21 protein-coding genes are annotated in these 25,508 nt (G+C 71.1%); 6 read left to right on the forward strand and 15 right to left on the reverse strand.

The features are described 5' to 3' along the window. Positions 1–501 precede the first annotated feature (501 nt). Entirely contained in the window at positions 502–1,230 is a 729-nt protein-coding gene (locus tag AB0I10_RS18705; protein WP_363153580.1) for an MgtC/SapB family protein, read from the forward strand. Between the two features lie 308 nt (positions 1,231–1,538). Further along, positions 1,539–1,952: a (2Fe-2S) ferredoxin domain-containing protein gene (locus tag AB0I10_RS18710; RefSeq protein WP_363153625.1), complete on the forward strand. Its 414-nt coding sequence runs from the start codon at positions 1,539–1,541 to the stop codon at positions 1,950–1,952. A 100-nt stretch (positions 1,953–2,052) separates the two neighbouring features. On the opposite strand, the gene AB0I10_RS18715 is transcribed toward AB0I10_RS18710, so the two are convergent. Beyond that, a complete protein-coding gene (locus AB0I10_RS18715) occupies positions 2,053–4,551 on the reverse strand; it encodes an HAD-IA family hydrolase (RefSeq protein WP_363153581.1) in 2,499 nt (832 codons plus the stop codon). 446 nt (positions 4,552–4,997) lie between these two features. Between AB0I10_RS18715 and AB0I10_RS18720 the strand changes: the two genes are divergently transcribed. Continuing rightward, a complete protein-coding gene (locus tag AB0I10_RS18720; RefSeq protein WP_363153582.1) occupies positions 4,998–5,171 on the forward strand; it encodes a hypothetical protein in 174 nt (57 codons plus the stop codon). Between the two features lie 91 nt (positions 5,172–5,262). Then, positions 5,263–7,464 (forward strand): heavy metal translocating P-type ATPase, encoded by a 2,202-nt coding sequence (locus tag AB0I10_RS18725; RefSeq protein ID WP_363153583.1) that lies wholly within the window; start codon positions 5,263–5,265, stop codon positions 7,462–7,464. 144 nt (positions 7,465–7,608) lie between these two features. Here AB0I10_RS18725 and AB0I10_RS18730 read toward each other — a convergent pair whose 3' ends face one another. The 8 genes from AB0I10_RS18730 to AB0I10_RS18765 form a co-directional block, all read right to left on the reverse strand. Then, a complete protein-coding gene (locus AB0I10_RS18730) occupies positions 7,609–8,871 on the reverse strand; it encodes a hypothetical protein (RefSeq protein ID WP_363153584.1) in 1,263 nt (420 codons plus the stop codon). A gap of 3 nt (positions 8,872–8,874) precedes the next feature. After that, positions 8,875–9,432 carry a phage tail protein gene (locus AB0I10_RS18735; RefSeq protein ID WP_363153585.1) on the reverse strand — a complete coding sequence of 186 codons (558 nt, stop codon included), beginning with the start codon at positions 9,430–9,432 and terminating at the stop codon, positions 8,875–8,877. Further along, complete coding sequence (locus AB0I10_RS18740) at positions 9,429–11,441, reverse strand: putative baseplate assembly protein (protein WP_363153586.1); 2,013 nt, start codon at positions 11,439–11,441, stop codon at positions 9,429–9,431. The genes AB0I10_RS18735 and AB0I10_RS18740 overlap by 4 nt, the downstream gene beginning before the upstream one ends. Beyond that, positions 11,441–11,857, reverse strand: a complete 417-nt coding sequence (locus AB0I10_RS18745) for a GPW/gp25 family protein (RefSeq protein WP_363153587.1) — start codon at positions 11,855–11,857, stop codon at positions 11,441–11,443. The genes AB0I10_RS18740 and AB0I10_RS18745 overlap by 1 nt, the downstream gene beginning before the upstream one ends. A 48-nt stretch (positions 11,858–11,905) precedes the next feature. Beyond that, the gene (locus tag AB0I10_RS18750; RefSeq protein WP_363153588.1) at positions 11,906–13,825 is read right to left on the reverse strand and encodes a VgrG-related protein; all 1,920 of its coding nucleotides are present in this window, start codon (positions 13,823–13,825) and stop codon (positions 11,906–11,908) included. Further along, positions 13,822–14,628, reverse strand: coding sequence for a LysM peptidoglycan-binding domain-containing protein (locus AB0I10_RS18755; protein WP_363153589.1), 807 nt, complete (start codon positions 14,626–14,628; stop codon positions 13,822–13,824). The genes AB0I10_RS18750 and AB0I10_RS18755 overlap by 4 nt, the downstream gene beginning before the upstream one ends. A 1-nt stretch (position 14,629) precedes the next feature. Then, positions 14,630–15,067 (reverse strand): phage tail protein, encoded by a 438-nt coding sequence (locus AB0I10_RS18760; protein WP_327227577.1) that lies wholly within the window; start codon positions 15,065–15,067, stop codon positions 14,630–14,632. 77 nt (positions 15,068–15,144) lie between these two features. Further along, complete coding sequence (locus AB0I10_RS18765) at positions 15,145–15,513, reverse strand: hypothetical protein (RefSeq protein ID WP_363153590.1); 369 nt, start codon at positions 15,511–15,513, stop codon at positions 15,145–15,147. Positions 15,514–17,332: 1,819 nt separating this feature from the next. Between AB0I10_RS18765 and AB0I10_RS18770 the strand changes: the two genes are divergently transcribed. After that, on the forward strand, positions 17,333–17,512 hold the full coding sequence (locus tag AB0I10_RS18770) for a hypothetical protein (protein ID WP_363153591.1): 180 nt from the start codon (positions 17,333–17,335) through the stop codon (positions 17,510–17,512). Positions 17,513–18,081: 569 nt separating this feature from the next. Here the strand turns inward: AB0I10_RS18770 and AB0I10_RS18775 are convergent. The 6 genes from AB0I10_RS18775 to AB0I10_RS18800 form a co-directional block, all read right to left on the reverse strand. Continuing rightward, positions 18,082–18,240, reverse strand: coding sequence for a DUF6760 family protein (locus AB0I10_RS18775; protein WP_085927347.1), 159 nt, complete (start codon positions 18,238–18,240; stop codon positions 18,082–18,084). After that, complete coding sequence (locus AB0I10_RS18780; RefSeq protein ID WP_363153592.1) at positions 18,237–18,650, reverse strand: hypothetical protein; 414 nt, start codon at positions 18,648–18,650, stop codon at positions 18,237–18,239. The genes AB0I10_RS18775 and AB0I10_RS18780 overlap by 4 nt, the downstream gene beginning before the upstream one ends. Beyond that, positions 18,650–19,093, reverse strand: coding sequence for a phage tail protein (locus AB0I10_RS18785; RefSeq protein ID WP_018087540.1), 444 nt, complete (start codon positions 19,091–19,093; stop codon positions 18,650–18,652). The genes AB0I10_RS18780 and AB0I10_RS18785 overlap by 1 nt, the downstream gene beginning before the upstream one ends. A gap of 96 nt (positions 19,094–19,189) precedes the next feature. After that, entirely contained in the window at positions 19,190–20,767 is a 1,578-nt protein-coding gene (locus AB0I10_RS18790; RefSeq protein WP_363153594.1) for a phage tail sheath subtilisin-like domain-containing protein, read from the reverse strand. 79 nt (positions 20,768–20,846) lie between these two features. Then, positions 20,847–22,565, reverse strand: coding sequence for a DUF4157 domain-containing protein (locus AB0I10_RS18795; protein ID WP_363153626.1), 1,719 nt, complete (start codon positions 22,563–22,565; stop codon positions 20,847–20,849). Positions 22,566–22,791: 226 nt separating this feature from the next. Continuing rightward, a complete protein-coding gene (locus tag AB0I10_RS18800; RefSeq protein WP_363153595.1) occupies positions 22,792–24,144 on the reverse strand; it encodes a hypothetical protein in 1,353 nt (450 codons plus the stop codon). 325 nt (positions 24,145–24,469) lie between these two features. Between AB0I10_RS18800 and AB0I10_RS18805 the strand changes: the two genes are divergently transcribed. Next, on the forward strand, positions 24,470–25,508 hold a 1,039-nt coding region (locus AB0I10_RS18805), incomplete at its 3' end, for a BTAD domain-containing putative transcriptional regulator (protein WP_363153596.1).

A 25,508-nucleotide genomic window follows, 5' to 3' on the forward strand; every position in this document is an offset into this window, starting at 1 on the left:
CGCCCGGGTAACACCGGCCCGGTATGGAGAGAACAAACGCAGGGAAAGGTAAGGGCCGGCCGGGGCTGGACTTCCAGCGCCGCACAGCCGGCCACGGCCCGTTACGGCTCGATGCGAGGAGCCGTAACGAGGGCAGTGAGATGGATTCAGAGACTGCCGGCGAGGCAGCGGGGACTGGGAGGTTCTTCACTCATGGCTGCCTCCATTCCGTGATGCGTTCGGTGATGCGGTCCGCGAGAAGTCTGCCGTTTGTTGCGTCCATACGCAAATAAGTCGCGCTGACTGGTTGCGCGATGGCGCAAGCATGTCGTTAGACTCCAAGAAGTCCTGATGGCAGCCGGAAGGGGGTGAGGACATGGATCACAGTCGCAGTAGGCCGGGCCGTAGCCGGCCCCGCATCCCTCTGTCCACGCACCCTTCCGGCACGCGGTAGCCATCGACCTTCCTCACGCGCCGCGTTGCCCGGCCCGCCCTGCCGACGCAGGGTGAGAGGAGGCCCTCATGGCTGCCCTGACCACGTTCGACTTCGCACTCCGGCTCGCCGTCGGCGTCGCCTGCGGCGCCCTGATCGGAGTTGAGCGGCAGTGGCGCGCCCGTATGGCGGGGCTGCGCACCAACGCCCTCGTCTCCGCCGGCGCCACCCTTTTCGTCCTCTACAGCGACGCCGTCGGCGACCCCGGCAGCCCCACCCGCGTCGCCTCGTACGTCGTCTCCGGCATCGGCTTCCTCGGCGGCGGTGTCATCCTGCGCGACGGAGCCTCCATACGCGGCCTGAACACCGCGGCCACGCTGTGGTGCTCGGCCGCCGTCGGGGTACTGGCGGCCTCCGGCCGCCTGGATCTGGCCCTGTTCGGCACCGGCGCGGTCCTCGTCGTCCACCTCCTGCTGCGCCCCGCTGGGCGGATGATCGACCGTGTACCCCAGCACGATCCCGACACTGAAGGGGTCCACGCCACCGTCCATGTCCTGTGCGACCGGGGCGACGAGACCCACATCCGTGCCCTGCTCCTGCAGTCCCTGGCAGCCGGCGGGCTCACCCCCACCGGCCTGCGGGTGCGCCGCGAGGACGACGACACGACCGGACTGCAGGCCGTGGTCGCCGTCACCGGTGACCCGGCCCGTGCTCTGGAGCAGCTGGTCGCCCGGCTGTCCCTGGAGCCCGGCATCCGCGACCTGCACTGGCACCTGGACGCGACGCCTGCCGAGGCCGAACGGGAGCCCGTTGGGTAGAACGGCGGGGCACGTTCCGTGGGCCTCGAACGGGCCGGGTCCGTCGACGTCGTATATGACTCAGCGCTACGCGGCCCTGGAGTACACGTGAAGGCGATAGGAGCCTGGCCTCCGGGGCAGGATCCGAGGGCGGAAGTGAAGGAGTCCGTACGGAGGTTGCTCGCCCGCGAACCCGAAGGAGCCTGAACCGCCATGCCCACCATGCGAGATGAACGGGTGCCCGTCGCCGCCAACCGGGACGGCCGTGGCCGCGCGCACCGGCCGCCCTCCCGGAATGCCCTGTGACCGGCCCGGACGGCCGGACAAGCATCGGGGCGGCCCGCGACCGTCCCTGCACGTTGGTGGTGTGTCGCGGCTGCTGCTGCGGAAGCCCGCGCAAGCACCCCGGCACTGACCACGAGTGGCAACTCGCCCGACTCCGCGCCGCCGCCTCGGAGTCTGGCGGGCGGCTCGCGGTCCGTACGAGCGAGTGCCTCGGCCCTTGCAGTCAGGCCAACATCATCGTCGTGCAGCCCTCCAGCGAAGGCCATCGACGAGGTGGCCGGGCGGTCTGGACCGGCTGGGTGCTGGGCGACGACAGTACCGACGACATCCTCACCTGGGCGGTGGCCGGTGGGCCGGGCATGGCCGCGCCGCCGCCCACCCTGGAGCTCCAGTTCGTCCTCTCTCCCGGTGAGGCGCAGGCGCGCACCCGGGCCCGCGCACGCCGGACACGCCGGTGACATGACGGGTGGCCCAGGTCAGGTAGGCCGAGCCAGGTAGCCCAACCGCTGGACGGAGTCGCCGGTTGCGGGGGCGTCGTTGGCGCCATCGCCAAGCGATTCAGTCGGACCCGACCGCCGTGCCGCCAAGGGTCTGCTCGGCCCAGATTGTTTTGCCCGTGCCGGTGTAGCGGGTGCCCCAGCGCTGGGTCAGTTGGGCGACGAGGAGCAGGCCGCGTCCGCCTTCGTCGAAGACGCGGGCGCGGCGCATGTGCGGCGCGGTGCTGCTGGCGTCGGAGACCTCGCAGATGAGGCCGGTGTCGTGGATCAGGCGCAGTTGGAGGGGAGGGCGGCCGTAGCGGATGGCGTTGGTGACCAGCTCGCTGACCACGAGTTCGGTGACGAAGGTCGTCTCTTCCAGGTCCCAGGCGGAGAGTTGACGGGTGGTCAGCTCCCGTGCGTGTGCCACCACGGCCGGGTCGGGGTCCAGGTCCCAGGTGGCGACCTGGGAGGCGTCGAGGGCGTGAGTGCGGGCGAGGAGGAGGGCGACGTCGTCGGTGGGGCTGTCGGGGAGCAGGGTGTGGAGCAGGCTGTCGCAGGTCTGCTCCAGGGAGGAGCCTGCGGTCCCGGCGAGGGTGTGGCGCAGTTGCTGGAGTCCGAGTTCGATGTCGCGGTCGGCGGAACGGACCAGGCCGTCGGTGAACAGGGCGATCAGACTGCCTTCGGGCAGGTGGAGTTCGGCGGATTCGAAGGGCAGGCCGCCGAGCCCCAACGGCGGGCCGGGAGGAAGTTCGGGAAGGTCGACCCCGCCGTCCGGGTGGACGATTGCGGGAGCGAGATGTCCGGCGCGGGCCAGCGTGCAGCGGCGGGAGACCGGATCGTAGACCGCGTAGAGACAGGTGGCGCCGACGACCTCGGCCGCTGGTGCCGTAGCCCGGCCCGCCTGCGGTGCCTCTTCACGGTCCAGGCGCAGTACGACGTCGTCGAGATGGGTGAGCAGTTCCTCGGGCGGCATGTCGATATCGGCGAGTGTCAGGGCTGCGGTGCGGAGACGTCCCATGGTTGCCGAGGCCTGGATGCCTTGCCCGACGACGTCGCCGACCATCAGGGCGACCCGTGCGCCGGAGAGCGGGATGACGTCGAACCAGTCGCCGCCCACGCCTGCCGTGGAGCTGGCCGGCAGGTAGCGGGAGGCGACGTCCAGCGCGGCGTGCCGGGGTGCGTACCGGGGCAGCAGGCTGCGCTGCAGTGTCAGCGAAGTGTCGCGCTCGCGGGCGTAGCGGCGGGCGTTGTCGATGGCCAGGGCGGCTCTGGCGGTGATCTCCTCGGCGAGGAGCAGATCGTCCGCGTCGAAGGAGTCGGGAGCGCGGTGCCGCAGGTACTGGGCGAGTCCCAGCAAGGTCCCGCGAGCCAGGAGCGGCGCCATGATGAGCGAATGGGTCCCGCACCGGCGGATCGTGCGGGCATGTGCGGGGTCCTGGTCCAGCCAGCGCTGGATGTCCCGATCATCGACCCAGTGCCGGGACGGTCGTCCGGCGGTCAGCGCGTGGGTCATGGGGGAGTCGCGCGGGTAGCGGATCGTCTGCCCGGCCTCGGTGACGGCCTCCGGGCACCCTTCCAGGACGGAGCGTTGCGCGGCACGGCGCAGGGTCGGCCCGGCTGCCGGTTCCCGCCGTGGCTCGGTGCCTCGGGAGACGTCCTCGATCAGGTCGACGGCGACGAAGTCGGCGAAGTGCTCGGTGGCCACATCCGCAAGCTCTTGGGCCGTCTGCGTGAGGTCCAGGGTGGAGCCGATGCGTACGCTGGCCGCGTTCACGATGGCCAGGCGTTGCCGGGTCCGGTACTGGCCGGTGATGTCGAGCGCCGCGATGGACACGCCCCGCACCCGTGGTGCCACCGGTGGGGCCCGGTTCTCCAGCCTGGCCAGCGCCAACGGCAACCCGGGCAGTGAGGTGATCACCGCGTCGGCCTCGGCCAGCTGACTGAGGACGGGGGCCGGCGGCGCCTCTCCGCGCAGCAGCCATACGGTGCGCAGGCCGGCCCGTGCGGCCCCCCGGATGTCGGCGTCGAGGCGGTTGCCGACGTAGACGGCGTGCTCGGGAGAGACGTCCATCCGGTCCAGCACGGCACGGAAGGCGCGCAGGTCGGGCTTTTCGGCGGTGTCGATGCCGCCGAGCAGGACCGCCTCGAACAGGACGTCCAGGCCGTCACGGCGCAGCGCGTCACGGACCTGCGGAGGCGAATTGGAGAGGACGCCGAGCCGGTATTCACGCGCCAACGCCGCAAACACCGGTTGGACGTCGGGGTAGAGCGCCTCGACGGGATACGCCCAGTGCTTCACGATCTGCTTGTGCAGCAGCGCAGCGTCGCCGCCGGGGACGAACCGGCGGGCGAACGCGGAGCGCAGTGCGATTCCCCCTGCGCGGACGGCGTCGTAGAAATCCCAGAACTCGGTCTCGTCGATCTTGCCGGCCAGTTCGCATGTCGCCTGGTAGAGCGCCTGCACGAAACGCTCGTCGTCGTAGACGGTGCCGCCGATGTCGAACAGCACCGCGTCGATGCGTTCGACCGGTGTCCGGCCGTCCTGCGCGTAGTGGCCGGCGTCCGTCGCGTCGTGCACCTCGCCTCCCTGGCCCGGAAGGACCGCGATCACCGTCATCGTGGCATACGCATCACGTGACCACAGCTCGGCGAAGCGGTCGCCCGGCTAAACGCTCCCTGGCGGCGAAGCGGTACGTGGTCGCGCCCAGAGGCACGCCGGCTTCCTAGGCGACCGCACTTGTACTTGCTGAGGGTCCTTGCTGAGGGTTCCTGCCTACGGACCGGGAATCATTACGGTACGAAAGTACTGTACCGGCGTTCCGGCTACCCCGGTGTTGCCGGCGGCGCCTCTAGGTGCTTGCCCTATCTGGGTGAGGGCGGCTCACGGCGCCCCGCGCCCCCGCCATGCTTGATCGTCCCGCGGCGGCTAAGGTGATGTAGATAGCGACTAAATGGACTTCATGTCCGCATTATGTAATCAAGGTGGCGCCGTTACGGTACTAATGTACTGACCAGGACGCCCCCATGGGTGCCTTCGGCATGTTCTACCTCGCCGTCGACGACATCGACGGCTACATCGATCGCATCCGCCCCGTCGTGGACGTCGTCAAGGAGACCGAGGTCCAGGGCCGGAGGGTCCTCTACTTCGCCGACCCCAACGGCTACATCATCGGCGTCAGCCAGAAGCAGACCTGGTAAGCGCTTCACCGCGTGGCACCGGCCGTACGAGACTGAAAAGAGAGGAGTGAGGAAGTAAGGGGTGAGGGAGCAAGGAGTGAGGAGTGCCGCCATGGCCACCAGTGCCGGGGCCGATGCCGAGCAGTCCATAGAGCTGACCATCACCGGGATGACCTGCGCCTCGTGTGTGGCGCGGGTCGAACGGAAGCTGGGCAAGCTGCCCGGCGTGACCGCGTCGGTGAACCTGGCCACCTCGACCGCCCGCGTCACGCGGGAGAATCCCGCCGTCGGCGTTGCGGAGATGATCGCTGCCGTTGCGGCCATCGGTTACGGGGCTGAGGTGTCCCGGACCGATGCCCCACCCGCGGAGGAAGAGGCGGCCGATGCCGAGGGCGCGCACATTGCCGGGCTGCGCCGCCGACTGATCGTCTCGGTGCTGCTCGGGCTGCCGGTGGTCGTTGTGTCGATGATCCCGGCCCTCCACTTCCCCGGCTGGGAATGGTTCGCGCTTGGCCTGGCGACTCCCGTCGTCGCGTGGGGTGCGTGGCCGTTCCACCAGGCAGCGGCCATGAATCTGCGGCACCGTTCGGCGACGATGGACACCCTGGTGTCGCTGGGTGTGCTGGCGGCGTATCTGTGGAGCGCCGGGGCTGTCGTACTGGGCGGGGAGCACCTGTATCTGGAGGTCGCCGTCGTGCTGACGGCGTTCCTGCTGGCCGGCCGGTTCTTCGAGGCTCGGGTGAAGCGGCGGGCAGGCGAGGCGATCCGGGCGCTGATGGACCTGGGCGCCAAGGACGTCGCGGTGCTGTGTGACGGAAGGGAAGTGCGCGTCCCGGTCGAGGAGTTGACGGTCGGGGATCTGTTCGTGGTGCGGCCGGGGGAGAAGATCGCGACGGACGGTGAGGTCGTCGAGGGAGCCTCGGCGGTGGACGAGTCGCTGCTGACCGGAGAGGGCGTGCCGGTGGAGGTCGAGCCGGGCTCCGCGGTCACCGGCGCCACCCTCAACAGCCACGGCCGGCTGACCGTACGGGCGACCCGGGTCGGCGCGGACACCAAACTGGCGCAGATCGCCGCCCTGGTGGAGCGGGCCCAGACCGGGAAGTCGGAGGTGCAGCGGCTGGCCGACCGGATCTCGGCGGTCTTCGTCCCGGTCGTGATCGTCCTGGCCGTGGGCACCTTCGCGGTCTGGCTGCTGACCGGTGCCCCGGCCGCCCCCGCGCTGACCGCCGCCATCGCCGTGGTGATCATCGCCTGCCCGTGTGCCCTGGGGCTGGCGACACCCACCGCGCTGATGGTCGGCACCGGACGCGGTGCCCAGCTCGGGCTGCTGATCCGCGGCCCCGAGGTCCTGGAGTCCACCCGGCGGGTCGACACCGTCGTACTGGACAAGACCGGCACCGTCACCGAGGGGAAGATGCGCCTGGTCGAGGCGGTGGCCGCGCAGGGCGAGGATGCCGAGGAGGTCCTTCGTCTGGCCGGTGCCCTGGAGGACGCGAGCGAGCATCCCATCGCCGCGGCCATCTCCGACGCCGCCCGCGAGCGGTCCGGGGCGGCTCTGGCTCCGGTGACCGGCTTCGCCAATACGCAGGGGCGGGGCGTGACCGGGCAGGTCGAGGGCCGTACGGTGCAGGCGGGGCGCGCCACCTGGCTGGACGATCAGGCGCTGCCCGTGCCGGGCGAGCTGGCCGACGCGCGGCACTCGGCCGAGGCGGAGGGCCGTACCGTCGTCTTCGTCTCCTGGAACGGGAGCGTTCGCGGCGCGTTGGTGGTCGCTGACACCGTCAAGCCGACCAGCGCCGAGGCGGTCGCCGACCTCCGGCGGCTCGGGCTCACCCCGGTCCTGCTGACCGGCGACAACCCGGCGGCGGCCCATGCGGTGGCGGCCGAGGTCGGCATCGACCGGGTCATCGCCGAGGTCCACCCCGAGGAAAAGGTCGCCGAGGTCCAGCGCCTCCAACAGGCGGGCCAGGCTGTGGCGATGGTCGGCGACGGCGTCAACGACGCGGCCGCCCTCGCCCAGGCCGATCTGGGACTTGCGATGGGCACCGGCACGGACGCGGCCATCGCCGCATCCGATCTCACCCTGGTACGGGGCGACTTGCGGGCAGCGGCGGACGCGATCCGGCTGGCCCGCCGCACCCTTCGCACGATCGAGGCCAATCTGTTCTGGGCCTTCGCCTACAACATCGCCGCGCTGCCACTGGCCGCGCTCGGTCTGCTCAACCCGATGATCGCAGGCGGGGCGATGGCCCTCTCCTCGGTGTTCGTCGTCAGCAACAGCCTGCGGCTGCGCCGCTTCCAGCCACTGCACTGAGCGGCCCGCTCGGTTCCCCCGCGCGCAGCGAGCCGCGCGCCGGGAGAACGTCGTTTCGGCGACATGCTCCGGGGGAGCGTGATCCCTTTGGCCGTCCTTGTCCCCTGACCGTCCTTGTCCCCTGACTGTCCCTGTCCCCGCCGACTACCTCGTCGACCGGCCGAAGAACTCCAGCTCGGCGATGGCCACTTGCTTGTCGTCCGAGGCGCCGTACGCGGAGTGCAGCACCAGCCGTACGGTCATCGCATCCCGTACGGCCACATCGATCTTCTGTACACCGCCGTCATTGATCCGGGGGTGCGAGATGTGCTGCTTGCCCGCCGAGTCCGTCACGATCAGGTCGAACTCGCGCGGCCGGGCCGGGTCGGTGGCCTGCGGGGTGCGTGCGGAAGCTCCGGAGGTGATCAGAATGTTGAGCAGGTCGGTGGGCTGGCCGAACCCGGCCTCCAGGTACTGGCCGTCCGAGTTGCCTGAATAGCCCGTCCCCCACCAGGTGTTGGAATAGCCGTCGAACGCGAGCTTCGTGGCGTTCTTGGGGCCGGCGTGCGATGCCTTCCAGGTGGCCGGGGGTACGGGGACGCGCTTGGCGAAGTGGTCCTGCACGGCCCGCGCGGCCGGCGGCCCCCCGATGATTCCCCCGACCACGGCGGCCGCGATCACCGCTGCCACCACTGCCCGGGTGATCCAGCGGGTGCGGTCGCGGTGCAGCCGCGGCCGCTCTCCGGCGAAGGGACCTTCGGCGTCCTCGCGCGCGGTGTCGGCGAGGGGGTTGGCGCAGCTCCGGCAGAAGTGCCGGCGTGGTGCGTTGAGCGCTCCACAGCTCGGGCACGGTGCGCCGTGCTCGGGCTCGGGGGCCGCCTGCGGGGTACGGACCCGGGGCCGGGACGCCTCGGGACGGCCCGGCAGCACGCTGCCGGGTGTCTCGGGCGGCGGGGTGGGGGAGGCGCCCGGTACGGGGACCAGGAGGGCGCGGATACCGGTGTCGGAGACGCCCCTTTCGCCGGCCGGACGGGGGGCGGCAGGGGCTTCGCGGCCGTGCGGGCCGGCCGGACTGTCTGCGCCGGCGCCCTGCTGCGGGACGGCGGCCGAGCGGGTGCCGTCGCCGGTGGCGGGAGCGGGAGTGGCAGAGGGAGTGGTGCGGCCTGTTGCGGGCGTGGTGGCGTCGGGCCGTACAGGATGGTCCGCTGCGCCCGCGCCGGGGGCGGATTCCGGGCCGTTCGCGGCAGGGGCTGCGGGAGCCGGATGCGCCGCACCGGCTGTACGGTCCGGATCCGACGCGGCCGATGAGGGCGACGGGGACGCCGGACGGTCCCAGCGCAGGAAGGCTCCGCAGGAGTCGCAGAACGACTGGCCTGTCTGGGGGGCGGGGGCGCCGCAGTCGGGGCAGGTGGTGTGGGCGGTGGGCATGGGTCAGGTTCCTTCAGGGGTGAGCAGGTGGGTCACCTCGGCCGTGAACGGGAGGTGCGCGGGGCGGGCCGCCGCGACGACGGCGTGCAGACGGTACGGGTCGGTGGCGGCGGGGTCGCGGACCCGCAGGGTCACCCGCAGTCCGGGACGCGGCGCGCCCGGGAAAGGACCGAGAGGGCGCGCGGACCAGGTCGCGCCGCCGCTCTCGGTGATCTCCGGGCGTACCCCGAAGGCCAGTTGGACGGCGTCCGAAAGGCCGCGCCGGGTGCCGCGTACGCGGTGCAGCGAGACGGCCGTGGCCACCGCGTGGCGGCGGATGGCCAGCGGTTCCGTCCCGTCGAGTTCGGTGCCGACCCACGTGGTCAGCCAGTCGACGAAGTCCTCGGGCGCGAGGGCGGGCGTGAAGTAGCTCTCCAGGCAGTCCAGGACGTTGAAGAGGGGGGCGAGTACGACGTCGAGGCCCTCGACGAAACGCTGGGCGAAGTCGTCGTCTGCGTAGACGGCGGGAAGTTGGCCGCCCAGTGGGTGCGGGGAGGCCATCCCCGCGGGTGTGCCCCTCATCGGGCCTCGATCACACGGACGCGGTGGTCGAAGGGGAACAGGAGGGCGGACGGGGTGAGTTCGATGCGGTCGGTGGCCTCGCCGCGGCGGCCGGTGAGCGGGTCGGCGGGGTGCAGGAGGACCTCGTCGACGAGTTCCACGCCGGGCACGCGCTGCAGGGCCGCGAAGATCTCACCGGAGCGCAGCGGACGACCGAAGGGCCAGCCGTCGCCATGGGCTCCGCCGGTCAGCGGGTCGAGGTAGGCGTAGAGCGCGTCCAGGGCCTCGGCCCGTACCCGGTCGGCCCGCGCCGCCCGGAAGGAGTGCAGCGTCGCGACGACCGTGACGCCTTGGTAGAAGGGCGGGCCGACCGCGAGGCGGGTGCCCAGGGGGCGGCGCTCGTCGAGGAACTGCGTGACACGGCCCAGGAGTTCGTTACCGGGCACCAGCTGTTCGAAGCGGAGCCGGCCGCCGCGGTCGGGGACCGCTTGGGGGACGACCAGGACGCGGACGGCGTTCTCGCCGGTCTGGCCGGTCTGGCCGGCGCCTGACGCGCTCAAGTTGCTCGCCGGCCCCGTCGAGCGCTCGGCGGGATCGACCGCGAGACAGGCGATACGGGCGGCCTCGGGGGCCGCGCGCCGCGCCAGTTCCTCGTAGTCGCGGGCAGTCACGGCCCGTTCCTGCGCGCGCAGCGCGATCGGCGCGCGGACCTTCGCCTCCTGCACCGTCTCGCCATCGACCCCGCCGCGCGCCGCCTCCCGGTTCTCCACGCGCGCCACGTACGGGATGGAGCTGCGCAGCACCTGGATCGCGCCGCGCGCTACATTCCCCGACCGCCCGCCGCCGGTGCGGTAGTGGGTGGCCCGGATTCCCGAGCCCTTGACCGGTACGGCCCCGAACTGCCTTACCGAACCGTCCGGTTGGCGCACCGACGGACCGAACGCGATCTCGCCGGTCGCCTCCTCCAGCGTGATGTGCCGGTCGTGCGGTCCGGAGGCCGCGAAGTCGGGGACGACCTGCCACTCCTGCCAGCCGTCCCCGTCCGAGACCTCCAGCCGCAGCGGCGGGCGGTCGGCGACGACGGGCGCGTGCGCCAGGCGCAGCCGCTGGCCGGGCACGCCCGCGGACTCGCCGAGCGGCTCGTCCCGGACCACGTCGGCGTGCGCGACCGTCGTCGTGCCCCCGATGGTGAACGCGGAGGCGGACCGTACGGTCGGCGAGGCGCTGTAGAACGGCTGGCCGGGCGCGGCCTCGACGACCCGGCAGCGCAGCCACGCGGCATCCGTCCGGCCGACGCGAGAGACGGTGTGCCCGGCCGGGATGTGCAGCACGACCTCGCCGGGCCGGTTGAGGCCGCCGGTGGAGTCCTCCTCGACCTCGCACTCCGTCCATCCGTCGGCGGTCCATGCCTCCCAGCGCAGCGGCGGCTGGCGCGGGTCGACGCCGACCCCGTCCACCCGGCTGTCCAGCCGTAATACGGCCGCGCACCGCGGCACCGCCGCCGACAGCCCGAACAGGAGGGTGTCGCCCGGCCGCGGGGCGGCCGCAAAGACGGCCACATCGCGGCCGCCGAAGATGTCCTGGCCGCAGTCCTCGGGTGTGGTCCCCGCCTCCTGCCGCAGTACGGTGGCCAGCTCGCAGGGCACGACGGTCAGATCGTCCTCGGTGGCGAAGGCGACCGCCTCCTCGGTCTCGGTCCGGCCGGTGGCCACCTCCGTCCCGGCGGGCAGCACGACCGGCTCGGGCTGCGGGGCGGAGAGCCAGAAGGTGACGTCGGCGCGGGCGGCGGAGGGTGGGAAGAGAGTGACGCCGAGCAGATCGAGAAAGGCCAGATGGTTCTTCTCCGGTACCCGGTTGAGCCGGTAGACGATCTGGTCGGCCATGTGCGCGACGGCCTCGATGAGGGTCACTCCAGGGTCCGAGACATTGTGGTCGGTCCACTCGGGGCAGCGCTGCTGGATATAGCGCTTGGCGTCGTCGACGAACTGCTGAAAGCGACGGTCGTCGAGATGGGGTGCGGGCAGGGCCATCAGGCTTCGCTCTCCGGGCTCTCCGTGGACGGGATGACATAGAAGGGGAAGACGAGGCTGCGCGGGTTGTTGGTGTCGCGCACGCTGTAGCGCACGTCGATGAACAGCACGGACGGATCGTCGGGCGCCGGGCTGACCTCGACGTCCTGAACCTCGATACGCGGCTCCCAACGATCGAGCGAGGACCGCACCTCGTAGCGGATGCGCCCGGCCGTCGCCTCGTTGACCGGAGCGAAGACCATGTCGTGCACGGCACAGCCGAACTCCGGCCGCATCGGACGCTCGCCGGGCGCGGTGGCGAGGACGAGCCGGATCGACTCCTCGATCTCGCGCTCGCGACGGGCCAGCGCGATGCCGCCACCGGCGTCGATGCGCAGCGGAAACGTCCAGCCCGCGCCGACGAACTGCTCACTCATGTCCGGTGCCCCCCTTGAGATGCATGTCCCTCAACTTCCTCAAGCCCCTTAGAAGGGAATGCCGTTGCGCAGGACGGCCGGTGCGTTCAGGGTGACCGTGGCCGGTGAGTTGATGGCTGCCGCGGCGCCCGCGTTGACGGCTACCGCGCCGACCGCGCTGACGGAGACCGCACCGACCGAGTTGACGGCCACCGCACCGGCCGACTTGAGGCTGATGGCGCCGGTCGCGTTGATGTCCGCCACGGCGCCGGCCGCGACGCCGAACTTCGCGCCCGCCTTGATGTCGACCGCCCCGCCGGCGCTCATCGTCAGCGAGCCGCCCGCGGTCAGCGACAGGTTGCCGCCCGCCTTGATGCTGACGTTGCGGGTCCCGGTGATGGAGACGGAGCCGTCGCTGCGAATGGTCACGCTGGTCCGCGTCTCGTCCATGTGGACGGTGAGGCGGCCGTTGCCGGTCTGCAACCTGATGCCGCTCTTCATCCGGGACTTGGCGTCCACCAGCTCGACGGTGTGGCCGCTGCGCGAGGCGATGGAGCGCCAGTTGACCCGGCCGCTGGTCGGATCCACCGCGGGCAGCCCGTCCGGGTCGGGAGTCGGCTTGTCCCTGCCGTTGTACAGCCCGGCCAGGACGTACGGATGCTCCAGCGAGCCCCGGTCGAAGGCGACCAGCACCTCGTCACCCACCTCCGGCAGCATCAGACCGCCGCCCCGTACGCCGCCCAGCTGCGCGACCCGGCACCAGTCGCTCTCGTACGTGTCCGACAGCCAGGGGAAGCGCAGCTTGACCCGGCCCAGCTTCAGCGGGTCCTTGGCATTGCTGACCAGCGCCATGGCGATGCCCGGCATGGGCGGTGCCGTGTCCGCGCCGCCGGACGCGAGCCCGTACAGCGACCGGAACTGCCGCCCCGACACGGTCAGCCAGGTGGTGAACTGCCGCCCGGACTCGAAGACATGGCGGACGCCGGTCGCGGTGTACTTCCCCTCGAAGGGGAAACCGGCGCCCTTGAGCGCGACGGGTTGGCCCGGCGTCAGCTGCGGATTCCCGGTGACCGCCACCTCCAGCTCCGCGAAGGAGCCCGCCACATCGTCGGCGAGCGCACGCGCGGCATGGGTGACTTGGGCCTGGGTGGTGAACGGCGTGTCCGTAGCGGTCAGTTCGGCCGCACCGAAGGGCTTGCTGAGCGCCCCGGGCGCGATATCGGCGACGATGTCCTTGCTCGCCGTGGCCGGGGACTGCGCGGACAGCGCGCGCTTGGCCCGCATGTCCCAGCCGCGCGCACCCGCCTTGTCGACCTGCCCGGCGGCGGTGACCGCGATCCGGCTGTGCAGTGCGTTGTGGCCGAACTCCAGGACGTACGGGCTCTGCGCGGCCGGTGTGGTGTCGGCGGGCGCGGACGTGGCCGGGGCGAGCTTGCCGAACTGCAGCTTGCCCTGTGGGTCGAAGGACAGATGCGCGTCGTTCTCCAGGGCGAGGCGGGTCAGGAAGTCCCAGTCGGTGATATTGGGCTGGGTGGCCAGCTCGTAGACGGTGCGGGTGGGTTCCACCTTGCCGATGGAGAGCTTGTTGAGGCCGGCGAGACGGCGCACGATGTCGCTCGCGGTCATGTTGGGGTAGCCCGCGACGCGGCGATTGCGCAGCAGCCGGTGCCCCGGGTCGTATCCCCGTACGACCAGCGACTTGCCGCTCGCGTCCGCGTCCACTTCGAGGGCGGTGACCTCGCCGGTCAGCATGGGCGTGCCGCGCTGCCCGTCGGTGAAGGGCGACAGCACCGCCTTCGCGCCGACCTTTATCTGCGGGAAGGTCTTGAGGATGTCCGAACCCGTGTCACTGAAGGTGAGCTGGAAGGCGGACGGCACATTGACGCTCGCGTCCACCCAGCCCGTGGTGAGGAGGGCGGCGAGCTTGTCGGGCAGCGGCGCGCCGCCGATCACGGCGTGCAGGACGCTGGTGTACGTCTTCTCACTCATCGGTTGGCCTCTTGGATTGTGGGGTGACCGGAGGGGCTGTGCGCGGGACGGCCTTCGAAGGGGCCTTCGGGTCGGCCTTCGGGATGGCCTTCGTCGGCGGCTGGCAGCAGCAGCTCCGTGCCCGGCCGAAGCCGCATCGGATCGTCGATGCCGTTCGCCTCCGCGATCAGCCGCCAGCGGGTCGCGTCCCCGTACTCCCGCCAGGCCAGCGAGGCGAGCGAGTCACCAGCGACCGTGCGGTGGATACGGCGTGCAGAGAGCGCGCCGGAGGTGGGGTTCTGCCCCTTGGTGGGCATGGCCACCTCGGTGAGGGACAGCGTGCAGGTGGCGCGGATCGGCTCGCCGGTGGGGTTGAAGAGGGTGTACGTGGCGCTGACGCTCGTCACGTACGCCACGAACTGAACCGTGTTGAACGACCCCCAGGAAAACCGCACCCAAGGCGGCGAAGGACGCTTGGAATTGACGCTCTGCGCCGTCACCTCGCAGCAGGACAGCAGCAGTTCGATCTGCTTCTGCACCTTCCCGGAATTCGGGGTGCCGGAGGCGTCCAGGAACACCTCCAGCTGGAGTGTGGCGGGCCGGGTGCCGGTGAACTTGGGCGGAGCACCCCGCATATAGGCGACCGCGGCCTGGGTGTGCCACTCCGCCTCCCGTCCGAGTTGCAACTGGGTCGGATTGAACTGGAACTCCACCTCGCCGATGCGGCCGCCGATGGAGCCGCCGAGGTCGGTGGGGGGCTGGTGGATCGCGAGCGCGGCCCGTACGAGACTCGCGCCCGCCTTCCCGCCGGTCGGCGCGGCCACCTCAGGCACCTCCCGCGTCGGTGAATCCGTGGTGCGCGATCTCCAGCGTCTCGGTCGCCACGCCCGGGCTGGCCGGGTCCAGACTCGGCCCCTGCCAGCGCACGGGCAGCACCTCCACCAGCCCCCACTGCGCGACGATCGAGCCGTCGGCGCGGAGAGCGGCGATCTGGGCGGTGGGCCGGCTGATGCCGGTGGCGAGCGACGAAATCCAGGCGGCCACGCGGGAGGTGTCGGCGGTGAGGGGGCGGGTGAGACGGATCGTGGAGAACGTCACGCGGGTGGGCAACTGCCAGACAAAACCGTTGTTGCCGCCCTCCTGCCGCTGCTCCACCTCCACCTCGGAGGCCAGGCCGTCGCACCCGTTGAACAGGCCGAGGTCCTGGCCGTCGATGGTCAGCTTGAAGAAGACGGTGGAGCCGGGGTCCTGGGCCTGGGGCATGGTGGGTGGTCTTTCGGGTGGGGTGCTGGTGGGGCGGGCTGGATCGGAGGACGGGTGTGGGCCAGGTCGGGTGCGGGTCAGCGGCCGTGATCGCGTAGTCGGCCGATGCGCTCGCGGTCGCCGCGCAACTCGGCGCGGAGCAGCCGTGAGAGGGGGGCTACCAGCCGGCGGGCCAGAGCGTCCAGGGCGGCTGGATCGGTGGGGGTGTTGGGGTTGGTGGGGGCGGGTGGGGCGGCTTCTGCGGGTGTTGGTGGTGCGAGGGCGGCCGTGGGGGAGCGGGGCGCGCGCTGGATCGACCCGGGGGTTGCTGCCGGAGCGCGGCCGGGGGATGTGGTTGACGACGGCGGTCTGGGTGTGGCGGCCGGTGCGAGGGGTTGGGTGGCCGGAGTCGGGGCCGTAGCCGGGGCCGGGGCCGGGGCAGCGGGAGCGGTTGGGGCACGCTGCACCACGGGCATGCTGCGGACGGCCGGTGCGGTCCGGACCGTACGAGACGGAGTGAGCGACTGGCTTGGGGGCCGAGCTGGTGGCTGTGTCTGTGCTGGTGGCGGTGCCTGTGCTGGTGGCGGTGCCGGTGCCAGTGGTTGTGGTTGTGGTTGTGCCGGTTTCTGTAGGGGGACGGCTGGGACACCTGCTTGTACGGGCGCCGGTCCAGTTATGCCTGCTGTGTTCGCTGTGGTCGCCGTGCTCGCCACGGGGCGTAGGGGGATGGCGGGTGCGGCCTGCGTGCTTGATCGCTGCACCGTTGCGGGGGCGGCGGACTCCGCACTCTGCCCGGCGGGCCGCTGCCGGGCGAGTGGGTCCAGCGCACGTGCCGACGCGAGCGGCGCTCGGCGGGCGGTCGGGGGAGCGGCCAGGGGAGTGGCCAGGGGAGCGGGGGCGCCGGCCGTCAGCGTTCGGTTCGTCGGGGTACGGGGTTCCCGCGTGTGGGATTTCGGTGTCTGGGATTCGTGTGTGCGGAATTCCGGCGTACGGCTCTTTGATTTGCGGCTCTCTGGTGTACGTGTCTTCGTCAACGGGCTTACGGGGATGGAGCGTTCGGTGGGCGTGGGCGAAGGCTGCACTGGGGCCGGAGCTGGAGCCGGGGGCGGTGTTTGGGTCGTTGTAGGCGTAGGCATTGGCTTTGGCGTCGCTGCAGCATCCTGGCGATGGATCGTGGTGGTCTCGACGGGTGCGCCGATCAGTGGCTTCCGTTGGATCGCGGGTTGCGAGGGCTGTCCGGAGCCCGGCGTACGGCCGTCGCCGACCGGAGGCTGGACCGGAGGTGCGTCGGCGGCCGCAACCGGCGCGGCCTTGACCGGGTTTCCGGTGTCCGCGCTCGGGGGCAGCGGAGCGCCAAGTCCCAGGCGCTGACCGCCTGTTGCTGCGGGTCGCTGTGCAGGCTCGTGGGCGGCCTGTCCAACTGCTCGCTGGACCGGCCGACGAGATCGGTCGCCGATGCTCGGGGCGGCTGGGCTCGCGGCTGGGCTCGCGGCCGGGCTCGGGCTTGATGCTGTGCCCGGGGCCGGCGGCGCCGGGCCGACGCCGGGTGCCGCATCCGTGCTCCGTGCGGGCTCCGGCGTGCTGCTCTGGTTCGGGGCGATCGGCCGGCGTGGGCCAACGGCCCGCCGCTGTACGACCCGTTGAGAGATGTCGGGTCGTACAGCGGCGGGGGCCGGTGCCGCACCCTCGCTCGCCGGTTCGGCGGCGGGGGCGCTGGGTGAGGGGGGAAAGACAGGGGGCGCCGCTTCCGGAACCGTAGTGGGTGCTGGTGCTGGTGCTGGTGCTGGTGCTGGTGTTGGCACTGGTGCCGGTGTTGGCGCTGGTGCTTCGGTGCGTTGCAGAGGAGTGTCGGCGGGGGAGGGGGCGGGGGTGGTGCCGCTGCTACCCGCCCGCGGCGAGGTGGCCGTCCGCAGTCGGCGCGCCGGCATCGCGACCTTGCCCGCAGAGGTGAGCGGGGACCGTGCGCCTATGGCCTTCCGTACGGGCATGGCTACGGGGAGGGCAGCGGACCTCACGTCACGCGACGCGGGGCGAGCGGACCCACGTCCGCCACCGGAAACGACTTCGCCTCCGCCACGAGGAACGGCGCCACGTCCGCCACCGGAATCGGCTCCGCCAGCGGGCACGGCCGCGGCACCAGGGACCGCCCCGGCGCCAGGAGTGACCTTGGCGCCGGGCACGACCGTGCCACGCCCGCCCGGCCCGCCAACACCCGCGGATGCTGCCTCGGCCATCGCCGGGCCGGGCCGTCCACCCTGCAGGGCGCCCGACGGCATCACGGTCTGCGTGACGGACGGTGCGACGGACGGCGTGGAGGACGGTGCGACGGACGGCGTGGCAGACGGCGTGACGGACGGTCCGGCCGCCGAGGCGACCGGAGGCGTGCTCGGCGGCCGGACCGACGCTGGGCTCGACGCGTCGTTCCGCGGGGCCGCGGACGACATCTCGCCTCCCGAAGCCGGTTGACGAGGAGTGCGCGAGGCAGTCGTCGGGGTACGCGGTGAGCCCGGCGACGCCGCCCGCTGAACGGCGGCCCCACCCAGGGTCTTGCTACGTGCCGCACCCCGGGTCTCGGTACGTGCCGCACCCCGGGGCGCCGTACGTGCCGCATCCTGGGTCCCCCCGGAGACCGCCTCCACGCTCCCGACCGGCGCCTCGTCCACCCGCCCCGCGACCGGAAGCCGTAGAACCGGCAGGCTGAGGTCGACGGGGCGGCCCGCGACGGGCACCAGCGCATCGCGCAGCACCCCACCGGGTGCCGAGGCACGTACGTCATGCCCCAACTCCCCTCCGAAGGAGGGATTGCGGTGTGCGCTCAGCGACGCGGCGAAGCCGGCATCCGCGACGGTGCGGGGTGCCCCCAGGACCCGCTGGATGGGGGGCATGGCGGACCATCCGCCACCGCCACCGCCGCCGCCACCGTCCGCGCTCCCGGCAGAAGTATCCGCAGCCGCCCCGCCCTCAGGCCCGTGCCCACGCTGCGTACCCTGCGCACCCCGCGACCCCCGCCGCCACCTGAACAACCCCATCCTCAGTCACTGCTTCCCTTCAGCCCGCTCCACCAGGGCGGCGATCTGTGACACGTACGCGCGCCGGTCGGCGTGTTCGAGGTCGAGGATGTCGTCGATGCCCCAGTGGAAGTGGTAGGCGAGATAGGCGACTTCCTCCTCGATACGCCCGGTCGCGTACGTCACGATTCCCCCAGGCGGCTCCCGGCCAGCTCCACTTCGAAGGGCTCCTCGCAGTGCGGGCAGGAGACCGCGGCGCGCGTGTGGCCCTCCGCATTGATCTGCCGATAGAAGTCCTGCAGAAAGGCCAGGTCGGAGGCGAACATGTTCTCCACCGTCCCGTCGTGCACGGACGCGAGTGTCCCGAGCCGGGTGATGACCCGGCCCAGCAGCACGACCGAGAGATACGCCGGGTTCTCGCGTACGCGCACATCCCGCAGCGGGATCAGTTCGTCCCGTGCCGTCGCGAGCCGCATCGCGCCGTTGCGGTGGACGGCCCCGGACTCGTCCACGAATCCGCGCGGCAACTCGAACTCGAATTCCGTACGCAGAGGCTCACGTTGCTGTTGCGCCCCCGCCGGGCCGTCGCGCCGCATTACTCGATGACCAGCTCTTCGAAGACGATGGTGACCTGCTCGGTCAGCGCGGCCGCGTCGCCGGCCTTGACCCCGCTGGTCTCCACCTTGCTGCACCAGGCATTGCGCATGTTGTAACGCTTCACGGGGTTGTTCTGGTAGTCCATCATCATGATCGTGGCGTTCTTGCGGGCCGAACCCATATCGCCCGCAATGGACTTGTTGATCCACTCGCTGAACGCGCCGCTCTGCGTCATACCGCGCGTCACCGTGCATTCGCCGGCCTTCTTCGTACCGGGCATCTTCTTCACGACGGGCTTTCCGTCCGCCGAGACCTGCTGGTATTCGATGACGTCCTGCTCCATGGTCAGACCACTGACCTCCTGTAGATATTCGACCATCACGCCGTCGATCTGCAGGCCGAAATTGTGTGAGGTGAGGGCATCACCGGGCTGAAGGGACAAGGTGGTTCACTCCTGTTGTGGATGGAAAAATTCCGTACGGGCGGGGGAGACGAAGGGGGAGGGGATGGGCGTCGCCCACGGCCAGGCGGCCGGCTACTACTCCTCCAGCTCTCCGCCGCCGCCCGAGAACTGGGCCAGCCGGAAGACCACGAATTCGGCGGGCTTGACCGGCGCGATGCCGATCTCGCACACGACCCGACCCACGTCGACGGACTCGACAGGGTTGGTCTCCGCGTCACATTTCACATAGAAAGCGTCCTCGGGTCGCTGTCCGAACAATGCGCCCGAGCGCCACTCATTCACCAGGAAAGCCGAGATATTGCGCCGGATACGGGCCCACAGCGCTTCGTCGTTCGGCTCGAACACCACCCACTGGGTGCCGATGAGAATCGACTCCTCCAGGTAGTTGAAGTAGCGCCGTACGTTCAGGTAGCGCCAGGCCGGGTCGGAGGCCATGGTCCGTGCGCCCCACACGCGGATTCCGCGTCCCGGGAAGGCCCGGATGCAGTTCACACCGATCGGGTTGAGCAGATCCTGCTCGCCGCGGGTGATCTGCAGCTCCAAGTCGACCGCCCCACGGACGATTTCGTTGGCCGGGGCCTTGTGGACGCCACGCTCGGAGTCGTTACGGGCCCACACGCCGGCCATGTGGCCGGACGGCGGAACGGTGCGGGTCTGGCCCGTGGCCGGGTCGAAGGCCTTGATCCACGGGTAGTAGAGCGCGGCGTAGCGGGAGTCGTAGCCCGCGACCTCCTGGCGCCACTTGCGGATGTCGCGTGCGTTGAGCGCCGGCGGCGGGTCCAGGACCGCCATCCGGTCGCCCATCAGCTCGCAGTGTGCGACCAGGCCCAGCTGGACGGCCTTGACCTGCTCCAGGTCGATCAGGCCCTGCTGATAGGCGGCCATCAGGTCGGGTACGGCCACCATGTTGACCTCGTCGAGCGCCTCCAGGCCGCCGAAGCCGGTGCGGTCGGCGGAGTCGCCGATGAACTGGCCGGAGGCGAGCCGCTCGACCGCGCGGTTCGCGGCGGGGGTGGCGGGCGCCGGGGTTGGCGGGGCCAGCGTGACGCTCTGCGCGTCCGGCTTCGCCAACTGCCCGGCCGGGACGGCCTCTTCGACGACAATCGTCCTGGACCGCTGCTTCACCTGCGCGACGACGTAGTTCCGCGAGCTCTTCTTCGCGCTGACGTCGAAGCTCTCGACGACCTTGTCGCCGTCCCTGACGACCAGCTTGAACCGCTCGGCGCTTCCCTCGCCCTCGACGTCCTGCACCTCGACGGTGAGCGCCCCGCCGTTGGCGGAACCAGCCGCGATCGCCGAGACCTTGAAGGTCCCGAGCGTGACCGGCTCCCCGGCCGTCAGCGCCTGGGGTGCCTCAGCGGCCACGGCGGCCTGCGGCTCTCCGTCGCCGACCCCGCCGACCCGCACGACATACGCGGCCGTTCCGCCGTTGTTGAAAAACCCGTACACGGAGTGCGCGAGGTAGTACCCGTCCGTGAACTCACCGAAGGCGGCCACGTACTGGGACCAGTTCGTCACCAGTGTCGGATCGTTGAGCGGGCCGGTGGGCGCCAGGCCGACGAAGGCCGCCACCGACGTCCCGACCCCTTCAATGGGCCGCGATCCGCTGGCGACTTCCTCGACGTATACGCCGGGGGACAGATAGGTGGGCATGGCGCCCCTTTCCTACGTGGTTCGGAATTCCTCTGTGGTTCAGGACTGGTCAGGCGGATCGGCGGGAGGCCTATCCTGGTCAGCCAACGGACCGGACACGTTGGTCTGCCGCGCGCTTGACGAATTCTCCGGCGAGTTTGTCGACCGTTCTGCCGGAGAGCGGATCGAAGGAGCCGAGAACTCCTTCCAGGCTTCCCAGTTGTGGATGGCCCACGGCCTTGATGCTCAGCCGAATGGACTTCGCGAAAGGAGTGCCGGGTATCGGTTCGGCGTCGAATTTCGCCCAAAACGTGTCGGCTCCGGCCCCGGCCCAATCGAGAATCATGTTCTCCCAGGGAATCATGGCCGAGTTCGCGGAGAAGAGTCCGGGCACGAGATTGCCACCCTCGGTGCGGCCGCCGAGTTGGGCACCTCGTACGTGCAGCCACTCCCAATTCTGGTCCAACGGAAGCTGCATACCGAGGAATTGACGGGCATAGGACGCCGCAGCGAGCGCATTCCAGTTGTGCATGGCGGCGTCCTGGCCCGCACCGCGGTCCATGGAGGAAATCGTCCGGCCGCTCACCCAGCCCGAGGTGGCATCCGCAGCCGGAAGCTCACGGAACTCCCGGTGCACGCCATCCCAGTCCTCCGTCCCGGGACGGAGACTCGCGAAGAAGGCGTCGTCGCGCCGTTGGCCCCCGGTGCGCACGCTGTGCGTGTCAGACCGCTTCTGGCGCACGGTCGATACGTAGAAAATCTTCCGCTCATGAGCGCTGTGCTCGTAGCAGTTGTCGCCGAATTCGGCGGTCAGTTCGTTCTTCAGCGCTTGGTACTGGTCTTCCCTGGTGGCCTTCTGGAACTCGACATGCGGAAAGCCGTCGAGCTGGGCGCCCAGGGTCTCCAGCGCCTCGTTCCGGTTCATTCCGAGGGTGATGAGGTAGCCGCGCGCGGCGGGGAGCCGGGAACCGCCGCCGGTCTGCCAGACGGAGGCACCCTTGTCGTACGCATGCCGTGCCACGCCCTTGGCGGCCCGTCCCAGCGCGTCATTGATCCTGACGAGCCGGTCTTCACGGGAGTGCAGGGCGTAGATGTCGCCGAGAGCTGCCACATGGTCGACGGGGTCGCCCTCCGCCTGCGCGACCTGCTCCCGGAACCTCCTGAGGGCTGTGTGTGTCACGAACAGCGGGCCGTGGCTGTCCAAGCGGTAGAGGTAGGCGTAGTCCTCCGCCTCGTCGTTGCTGTCCTTGTAGATCCGCTCGTCGGCGTTGGCCATGTGCATGGCGCGTTGCACCTCGGCGTGGCCGGCCCGCGGGCCGGAGGCCTCCGGGGGGTGCGGCATACCGTGTGCCGTCGCTCGCTGGACGGCTGCGGCACCCGGCGACATGGCACGTGCCGCGTTCGCCTCCGCCTCCCGCTCAAACCGGTCGGACGGGTCGCTCACCTTCGTCCCGTCGCCGCGGTCCGTCCCCGCGACCGGGCCGCTGCGCTGCTGGATGACGTGGGTGAGCTCATGGGCCAGCATGTGACGGCCCGAGGCGGAGGAAGCGTCGTATCGGCCGCGCTGGAAGACGATGTGCGAACCGGACGTATACGCATGGGCGTTGACCGATTCGGCCGATTCGTGGGCGGCGGTGTCCGTGTGTACGCGCACATCGGAGAAGTCGGCGCCGAGGCGGGATTCCATGTCCGTGCGGACCGGATCGTCGAGGGGGCGTCCCGGGGTGCGCAGGACGTCCTGGACGGCCGAGCGCTGTACGGGCGGGGGTGCGGTGTGGCCGCAGGCCGGGCCGTGCTGGTGCTGTTCCCGGGCGGCCATGGCGGCCGAGAACGCCGCGTTGCCCGCGGCCCGTTGGAGGGCTGCGGCCGCCTCCGGGGTAAGGCGCTCCGCCTCGCCGGCCGCTGCCTGGCGGGCCGCGTCGGAAGCGGGGGAGGACGTCGTACGGACGGCGCGTGCCGCCCCCAAGCGGTCGCTCCCCGCGCCGGGCTGCCGATCCTGTGCCCGCATGACGTTCCTCCCCCGTACCCACTGCTGCCGTTCCTGCCTACGCTCTCGACCTTGGCCGACGCGCGGGCCCGGCTGTAGAGACGAACGGGCGCCGTCGGGGGCAGAGCGCGCTGCCCGTTCGGTCACGTGGGGGGGGCGCCGCCCGCGCCGCGTAGGCCAGGTTCTGGGCGCGGATGACCGCGTCGAAGGACTGGTCGCTCCCGGGCGGGCCGTACAGCGCGAAGTAGCCGAGGGACTTGCCGTGCTGAACTGCGCTGGTGCGGTCGGCGGCTGCCTCGTACGTGAGGCTGTCGTGACCGTCGCGCAGGATGACGGCGGCGAAGTGATTTGCCCAGCCGTCCGGGGCCGCTCCGGTCAGGTCGACGAAGTGGTTCTCGCCCACGGTGGGTGCGTCGCGTCGCACACTGAGGCCGCCGTCCGCCGGCCTGCCGATGAGCTGCGCCGCCGCTCCCTGGCAGTCATTGGGGAGAGTGATGAGCAGCTCGTGCACCAGGCTCTCCTGGTTCTCGACGGCGGGGAGTCCGGAGAGGAAGTCGGCGGTCAGGCCCGGCATGAGGACGGCGAGGTCCGACAGCCCTTCCCGGCCGGAGCGTTCCGGGTAGGGGAACCGGGCGGCGACCCAGCCACCGCCCATGGTGGCCATCGCCAGCCGCATGGCTTCGGCCCGCAGGCCGGCGACGTCGGGGCCCGGGGGTTGGGTCCGTGCCTGGATTGCCGTCACGATGCGCCGGGTGAGCGCGATGAGCTGCTGGGCTTCAGGGGGGTCGGCCAGGGACCGCTGGTATGCCGCACGCTTGTCGTCGCGCCGCGCCGCACTGTCCCCGCTCACGGGCTCGTGACCGGCCCCCTCTGGGGCCCGGCCGGCGGCCCGTACGGCGGCCTCGGCCCTGGCCGCGTCCTTGTACACGGGCAGCACCCGATACAGGGTGCGCTCACCGACCTGCACCGCAGCCCCGCGCTCCAGGGTGATCGCCACCCGGTCCTGGGCGTCGAGGCGGTGTGCGGCGGCCGTGATCATGTCGGCGTCGGCGTATGCCTCGTAGCGGCCCCGGACGGCGATGCCGCCGTTCGTGGAGACCTTGTCGAAGCCGAGGGCGGCCTCTCCCTCCGCGTACCGCTGTATGTGCTGTGGGCGCTGTGCGTGCTGCGTGTGTTGTGCGCGCTGTGTTCGTTGTGGGTCGTGTGCGTGTTGTGGGTCGGTTGCGTTCTCCGGTGCTGGGGCCAGCGCGCGGGCGACCGCCGCATTGCCCGCTGTCCGTTGGAGGGTGCGCAGAGCGTCCGGCCGGTGGCCGGTCAGGGCTGAGGCGGGGGTGCGGGGGCGTTCGGGGCCGCGTGGCGCGGTGCGTGGCACCGATTCCTCTCCCGTGGCCCGCCGTTCGTGTGCGTGCACGATGGCTCCGTTCTGGCGGCCGGTGGCTCGTTGGTCCGTGGTCCGTCCTGGGTGGCCCCGCTGCCGATTTTCGGCCGGAGTCGAGGCCGTATCCAGAGGCGGAACGGGAGCCGAAGGGGCAGAGCGGTTGCCCTGTCGGACACAGGTGAGTGTCGGCGAGCACCGGCGAGCAGCTCTCGTGGCCGGAGAAAGGGGGGAGTAAATAGTGGTCCAATATCGGACGTTCTGGGGTCGGCATTGGGGAACTGGTGTCCGTGCGCTGAGCTACCGTTTGGTCCAGCTGGTACATCAGTGCTGGTCCAAAGGGGTGGCATCGCAGGACGACATGGGCAGGGGGGGCGAGCAGGCAGTGCGCGGCGATGCGGACGACATGGAGGGCGCGGAGGACGCAAGCAGTCCGGTCCGGGGGGACCAGTTGCGCTTCCAGGTGCTCGGCCCGGTGCGCGCCTGGAGGGGGGACCGTCCGCTGAATCTCGGCCCGCCGCAGCAGCGCGCCATGCTGGCGGTGCTGCTTCTGCATGCGGGCCGGCCTGTATCCGTACCGCAGTTGGTCGACGCGCTGTGGGGCGAGCGGCCGCCGCCTCGGGCGGTGGGCACTCTGCGTACGTACGTCTCGCGGCTGCGCGGCTTGTTGGAGCCGGACCGGAAACCTCGGCAGCCCGCGCGCCTGTTGGTGTCGTCGTGCAGCGGCTACGCACTAAGAGTGCCCGGCGAGGCGCTGGATTCGGCAGGGTTCGAGGAGCGGCTGGTCACGGCGCGCCGATTACGGGGGGCGGGGGACACCGCAGGCGCGTACGAGCAGCTGAGGGGCGCGCTGGCGCTCCCGCAGGGCGTGGCGCTGGCCGGGCTGCCCGGACCGTACGCACAGCGGCAGCGCGACCGGCTCACCGAACTGTGCGTCACCGCTCAGGAGGAGCTCTTCGACTGCGTGGTGGAGTCGGGTCGGCATGCCGATTCGATGGCCGACTCGATCGCCGGACTGCGCGCCTTCGCCGCCGAGCATCCGCTGCGCGAACGCGCCCAGGCCCTGCTGATGCTGGCCCTGCACCGCGAGGGCCGCCAGGCGGAGGCCATCGCGGTGTATACGGCCACCCGTCGTACCCTCGACGCCGAGCTCGGGGCAGAGCCGGGCGACGAACTCCGCGCGCTGTACAAAGAGTTGCGCGAGGGGGCGGGGGGCTACAGGCCCGGACCTGGTCCCAGCCCTAGGGATGGGACTGGTTTCGGCCCCGCCGGTGATCGGGCCCGTCCCGACCGTGACCATCCTGACCGTGACAGCCGTGACAGCCGTGACAGCCGTGACAGCCGTGACAGCCGTGACAGCCGTGACAGCCGTGACAGCCGTGACAGCCGTGACAGCCGTG

It is taken from the genome of Streptomyces sp. NPDC050636 (genome assembly GCF_040654775.1).
In the GTDB taxonomy this organism is placed as follows: Bacteria; Actinomycetota; Actinomycetes; order Streptomycetales; family Streptomycetaceae; genus Streptomyces.